This window comes from Cytobacillus firmus, assembly GCF_023715565.1.
GTDB lineage: Bacteria > Bacillota > Bacilli > Bacillales > Cytobacillaceae > Cytobacillus > Cytobacillus firmus_C.
This window is the reverse complement of sequence record NZ_JAMBOJ010000108.1, coordinates 1-6,564: the sequence shown is the minus strand read 5'-3', so window position 1 is coordinate 6,564 and position 6,564 is coordinate 1. Positions and strand designations below refer to the sequence as shown.

Below are 6,564 nucleotides of genomic sequence, written 5' to 3'. Positions count from 1 at the left end.
AGAAGCCTTCAAAACATTAGGATTCTTTTCAAGCTCTTTCATTTGGAATTCATTATAAATATTCTTACTCATGAAAAATCCTCCGCCCTATTGATTAAATCTATTGAAACACAAAAAACCCCAGAAAAGGGCACTTTTTTATAAGTGTCCAGTATCTGGGGTATAGTTCATATATCCAGGCCGGATTTTTATTTGCAATTTTCCGAAATGAATTTCACTACTCGTTCACTAGCGTTTCCGTCAGTATACTGATTCCATTTCTTATTGAAATGTTTGACATCCTCTACATAACTTTCACAATTTAAGATAGCATGGATGATATCCTGGGTTGAAAATACTACAGGGCCAGGGACAAGTTCTTCATAATCTTCCCACATCCCCCGCGTTTTTTGGTAATGGCTTAAATCGTAAGGGAAAAAGACCATGGGCTTCTCCAGTAATGAAAACTCAAAAGGAATGGAAGAATAATCTGTAATCAGTATATCGGTGATAAATAATAAATCATTTGTTTTGGAATAACCCGATACATCAATTACAAAATCCGATAATTCTTCCGAAATCTCGACCCTGTTTTTAATGGCTGGGTGAAGCTTTAACAAGAGAAGGTATTCGTGCCCCAGCTTTGCCTTCATAAGATCGAAATTTATTCTTATTTCGTAGGACTCCAGATCCTCATCACGAAATGTAGGAGCATATAGAATGGTTTTTTTTGTTCTTGACGCCGGGTACCTTTTATATAATGTTTCTTTAATATGCTCTGCTCTTTGCTTATCGAAAAAAAGATCGGTTCTCGGGATACCGGTTTTAAGAAAAGTTTCTTCAGGTGTTTCAAAAGCATGGCTGAAAATGGAGGCCATTTCGTCTGATCCTACAATGACATGATCAAACTTTTTATAGACTTCTTTAAACCGGTTCTTTGCTTTTAAAGATCGGTTTTCAATGGAAGGATCTTTAAGTCCAAATCTTTTAATGGCACCATTTGCATGCCAAATTTGAAGACACTTTACACCTTTTCTAAAATTCACGGTTGAAAGAAAACCGTAGTAATTGTCTACCAATATAACTTTTGAAGTGGCAATATGGTAAATTCCCTTGATAAATTCCAGAGGTGATGAAGGTTCGAATAACAAAATGGTACAGTCATCACTTTCGTAACGTTTTAACAATGCATGCTGCTTTTTGGTCGATAAAAAAATAGTACGACAAGATGACTCTTGTCGCCTAAGTTCTTCATATATGCTAATATTGTTTTCACTGAAAGAGACGACAAAGTTTACTTTCCTTTTTATAGGCCACAGACTGAACAATTTAAAAAGTATAGAAAAGAAACCAAGATAAAGTGTTACAGCAAACTCCCTAGCCATTTTGTACTGTGAACAAATCCGTTTTAATTTTGGTTGTGGAAATACCGACAGTTCTTGGCAAATAAATCACTTCACAGTAATCCTTTAAGAAGTCAAATTTCCCTTTCCAATCATCACCCATGACAAAAATATCTATATCATGATCAATGACATCCTGAATCTTTTGCTCCCATGTGTTTTCGGGAATTACCTTGTCCACATAACGGATAGATTCCAGAATCATCTTTCGGTTTTCATAACTATGATAAGCTTCTTTATTCTTTAGTTCATTAAATTCATCCGACGAAATGGCAACTGTTAAGTGGTCACCCAATTCACTGGCTCTTTTTAATAGATTGATATGACCCCAGTGCAATAAATCAAATGTACCATAGGTAATTACTTTCTTCATATACTAGTACCTCCTCATTGGATTCTGGGTAAGTCCAATCTTTAGTCCCTAAGTGAAATTCATGCTTTATTGTCTATTTGTTAATATTTAAGTTAAGTTTGTCGAAACATGCAATACTTACATCATAAGATATCTAGTGCTCTTTTTCAAGTTGAGTTAATGGAAGGAATGGAAGTCTTTTATAAAATATACCCTTTAGCTAATTAAATAAGCTTTGTATAAAAACATATATGGTGATAAAAATAAGTTGAAGAATGACCTCTGGATATTTCCCCCCATTAACGGTATCAGTCTTTTTTAAAACGGTTTATTGTTGATTCACACTATAAATTAAACTAAAATGGCTAATAGAGATTTTTATGTCTGTTATTCTTCACGTATTGTTTATGAGCCTGAGAAAACAGTAATTAATTGATTATTTACACCTGTAACAGAAAGAAGGTTTTTAAAATAGACATCAACAGAGTCTTTGGGCTTGCAAAAAGATTGAAGAGCAAAGCAATAAAATTGATAACAGAGAAAAAGAAACAATCAAAAGAATATATTATTGATCATTATTTTCCCTATGGAGAATTAATGCAAATCTCTGAAGATGAAAAAAGAGTGTTTCTAAAGGTTGCAATAAAAGAAAAGTTAATCACTAATAGAGATCAAACAGCTCTTATTTTTCTTAATAAGAATAAAGAGAAAGTACATTCTGTTATTGGAAGTTCTGAGGAGACTGCTGGTGGATTTTATGTATTTAAATTTATTATAAATAAAGATGATCTGCAATTTGAAGAATACAGAAGAAATTATTATTTGTCTATACAATCTGGAAAGCGTCCATTTCGCCTGCGTTTCGCAAGTGAATTTGATGAAAGAAATTCCATAGACTTTTTTGAAAATGGGCACAACCTGTTTTTATTCAGACGTGACCGGCATCAAAGAATTTTTCTTCGGACAAGTAATTATGATCTGCTAAAGGTTTGTGATGTACCTAATTTCCTTCACTCAGTAAGATATAGTAATGAGAATCTGGTTGTAGAAGGAGAACTATTTCATTCCAGACTTAAAGAACATTTTAATATCAGTGATTATCACTTTGCTGTAAAGAAGTCCAAAAAGGTCTATATTAAAGCACCTTTAACCATATCTGGCAATAAATTTACTGCATCGATTCCTATTGATAAGAATACATTCTTATCTAAAGGGAAGTGGAAGTGGTTCATTGTAGCTGAAACTGAGGAAACAGAATTACACTTTCCTGTATATGTGAGAAGGATAACAGAAGAGGCATGCAGTGTAAAAGTCTTCATACCTAGTTCCAGGGAAACAATCGATTTTAGGACCATGATTAATAATGGAAAGATATATGCTGCTACATCTTTTTTAAGTATCGAGCCAAAAAAACTTACTTTTAATAAACAAAGCGATCTTTTGGAAATAAAGATAGCAGTAAGTTCTGGTGAACTTCTTTTAAATGGGACAGGAGATTTGCAAAATGTTTATTTGCGATTTAGGCAGAGAGATACGAATGAATATTATAACTTGCCGCTAACCATCAAAAAGTCAGATCATTTATATCACCTATTGGGAGTTTTTTCTTATAAAGACCTAACAAATGATTCAATAGATCGTCCCCGCAGATGGGATATCTTTATAGGTGTTGAGCAAAATGGTAAGTTTATTGACTATCGCATTAGGAAAAACAGGTTTGGCAGAATCAAGAAACAAACTAGCTACTTTAAGAAAGATAGCAAGGATCATTATGAGTGTATGTTTTATGCGACAAAATATAAAAAGCTATCTTTTGTTTACACCCGGACTCCGTTAATCAAGTATATTGAGTCCTTTTCTGTTGTGAATAACCAGTTTGTGCTTAAGGGAAAAGCATACTTTCAGTCAATAGGTAGTACTAAGTTTTCCGATTACGACATAAATATTCTGCTGATAAATAGAAGGACCGAAGAAGAGTTAAAGTTTAAGGCAGAAAGAATAAATCATTTTTTTAGCGGCATCCAGGGTTTTAAATCCAGTATTTCTATAGAAGGAATAACAAACCTGGTTGATGGATTTAAAGAAATACTTGACTTTTATTTGCTTGTAGAGGGGCCAGGAGTATCCCGCCAAGTAAAATTAGGTCTTAAGGACTTTAAATACTTCAAAGATGAAGTGTTTAAGGACTTTACAGCAGAAGACACTTCAGGAAATGTGGTTGAATACAATCTGACCACAACTCCCAGAGGCAATATAAAGCTTGAAAGTTTTGTGTATGAAAGAGATATATATTCAGAAATGCAGGATTCTGCAAACAAACTTTCTAAAGAGATCATCTGGCTAGTAGGGGAAAGACCGGATACTGCCCAGGATAACGGATATAGATTTTTTGAGTATTGCCGGAAAAAGCATCCGGATCTAAAAATCTATTATTGTATTGATCCAGATTCACCTGATAAGCGAAAGTTATTAGAATTGGGACAGGTGCTTGAAATTGGCAGCAGAGAGCATATTGAAAAAAGCATCCGTGCATCGGTGTTTATAGGGACACATGATTTAGATTATATACTTCCGTACAAGGGTATAAAATTTAAAAACTATCGTGAAGGTAAAAAGATATTTCTCCAGCATGGTGTGCTTGGAAGGAAAAATGTTCCTTATCATAAGAAGTATTACAAGTTTCCGTTTAATGTTTTTATTGTCTCATCATTTGCTGAGAAGGACATGGTTGTTAAACAATTTGGTTACCTTCACTCAGAAGTTGCTGTTACAGGGCTGGCGAGATTTGATAAACTATGGGACAACCATCATCCCAAAAATGAAATCCTTTTAATTCCGACTTGGAGAGAATGGATATCAAGTGAAGAGACTCTGATTAATTCCAGTTATTATCAGAAGTATATAGAGTTTATTACTTCTGCTGAATTGGCAGGATTACTGGAAAAGTATGATCTCAAATTGAATTTTTATCCGCATTATCGAATGCAGCAATACATTGTCAACCATGTTCATTTGGACAATCCGAGAATACGCCTTATTGAATTCGGAGAAAAGAGTGTGCAGGATTTAATTAAAGACAATCGCATTATGGTAACAGATTATTCGTCTGTTTCATTTGATTTCTCTTATTTAGGGAAACCGGTTATATATTTTCATTTTGATCCTGAATTGTTTTTCGCAAGCGGAATTTTAAGGCCTATTGAGGAAACGTTCCTCGGTGATATTGTTTCTAGCAGCAGCGAGCTGGTACAAAAGTTGGAAGAAGCTGTTCTTAGAGGATTTCAAGAGCGAGAAGATATTATACCTCGCAAAGAAGGAATATTCTCAGTCATTGACGCGAAAAACAATGAACGAATAATGAATAGCATTTTGGATCAGCAATAATCCTCAATCCAAAAGGAGCAGGGCTGCTTGCACTTTCAACAAGCAGCCTTTGATATTATACTTATTCATTAAAGAAAGGGAAGGATTGAACCACCAGATGATAAAAAACTTAATTACTAAAATTAAACGTTCAAATATAACAAAAAGGTTATATTTGATTTTATTCAAAATGGTCAGTCTATTTCCTGCCGATTCAAAATTAATTATATTTGAGAGCTTTCTTGGGAAGCAATATAGCTGTAACCCAAGAGCGATTTATGAATATCTAAAGGAGAATCATCCGGAATATAAAATGTATTGGAGTGTTGATCCCAAATATTCCTCTTCGTTTACCGGGAAGGATGTCGAAATCCTTTATCGATTTTCCATTAAATGGCTGTTAGTCATGGCGCGGGCTAAATATTGGGTGTTTAATAGCCGCATGCCTGGGTGGATCCCAAAGCCTTCTCATACCACCTACCTGCAAACATGGCATGGAACACCGCTTAAAAAGCTGGCTGCCGATATGGATGAAGTGCATATGCCCGGCACAACAACTGAAAATTATAAGGCAAATTTCCTGAGAGAATCCAGCAGGTGGGACTATCTAATTTCTCCTAATGAATATTCCACAAAAATATTTAAGCGTGCTTTCAATTTTAAGAAAGAGATGATTGAATCGGGTTATCCCCGTAATGATTATTTATATAATTGCAATGATGAGAGAACGATCAAAGATATAAAAATCAAATTGGGAATCCCTCAGGATAAAAAGGTATTATTATATGCACCTACATGGAGAGATAATGATTTTTATCAGGTGGGTAAATACAAATTTGATTTGAAACTTGATTTAGACATGATACGAGAAAAGCTGGGCAATGAATATGTTATTTTGCTTAGAATGCATTATTTGATAGCTGAAAATATGGATATTACCTCCTATGAAGGATTTGCCTATAATGTATCTCAGCATGAGGATATTAGGGATTTATATCTGATTTCGGATATATTGATAACAGATTACTCATCTGTATTCTTTGACTTTGCCAATCTTCGAAGGCCGATGATCTTCTTCGTATATGATATCGAACAGTACCGTGATCAGCTAAGAGGCTTTTACTTTGATTTTGAGCACACAGCACCTGGACCGCTTATTAAAACAACTATAGAATGTATAGATGAAATTATGAAGCTTGAAAATAATGGTTATGCTCTTCCTGAAAATTATGAGGAATTCTACAAAAAGTTTTGTTATCTGGAAACGGGAGAATCCAGCAAAAGAGTTGTAGAGAATGTTTTAAGAAAGTAAAAATTTAGTGCGCGCTGAGAGGATGGGCCAAAACTAGCTTCAGATAGTAAGAAAGGTGAATTTGAGTGCGCTCAAATTCACCTTTCTCTTATTTCAGGGTATTAATTCTTTAAATTCTTATTTTTTGGCAGTGAATTTCCTTAAATTCACTGCCA

At 34.4% G+C, this 6,564-nt stretch carries 3 protein-coding genes and 1 pseudogene; 2 read left to right on the top strand and 2 right to left on the bottom strand.

The genetic code is table 11. From position 1 onward, the window contains the following. Positions 1 to 188: 188 nt before the first annotated feature. Both M3205_RS24730 and tagD read right to left on the bottom strand, forming a co-directional pair. Entirely contained in the window at positions 189 to 1,364 is a 1,176-nt protein-coding gene (locus M3205_RS24730) for a CDP-glycerol glycerophosphotransferase family protein (RefSeq protein WP_251172302.1), read from the bottom strand. Beyond that, the gene (gene tagD, locus M3205_RS24725) at positions 1,357 to 1,755 is read right to left on the bottom strand and encodes a glycerol-3-phosphate cytidylyltransferase (protein WP_251172301.1); all 399 of its coding nucleotides are present in this window, start codon (positions 1,753 to 1,755) and stop codon (positions 1,357 to 1,359) included. The genes M3205_RS24730 and tagD overlap by 8 nt, the downstream gene beginning before the upstream one ends. 507 nt (positions 1,756 to 2,262) lie before the next feature. On the opposite strand from tagD, the gene M3205_RS24720 reads away from it, so the two are divergent. Together M3205_RS24720 and M3205_RS24715 are read left to right on the top strand one after the other, a co-directional pair. Further along, positions 2,263 to 5,118 carry a CDP-glycerol glycerophosphotransferase family protein gene (locus tag M3205_RS24720; RefSeq protein ID WP_251172300.1) on the top strand — a complete coding sequence of 952 codons (2,856 nt, stop codon included), beginning with the start codon at positions 2,263 to 2,265 and terminating at the stop codon, positions 5,116 to 5,118. A gap of 103 nt (positions 5,119 to 5,221) precedes the next feature. Beyond that, positions 5,222 to 6,409 (top strand): annotated as a pseudogene (locus tag M3205_RS24715) (CDP-glycerol glycerophosphotransferase family protein); the annotation flags it as partial. Between the last annotated feature and the right edge of the window lie 155 nt (positions 6,410 to 6,564).

Excerpts from the sequence above, each read along its gene's own strand:
- M3205_RS24730 (WP_251172302.1), bottom strand. The coding sequence starts at position 1,364 with ATGGCTAGGGAGTTTGCTGTAACACTTTATCTTGGTTTCTTTTCTATA.
- tagD (WP_251172301.1), bottom strand. The coding sequence starts at position 1,755 with ATGAAGAAAGTAATTACCTATGGTACATTTGATTTATTGCACTGGGGT.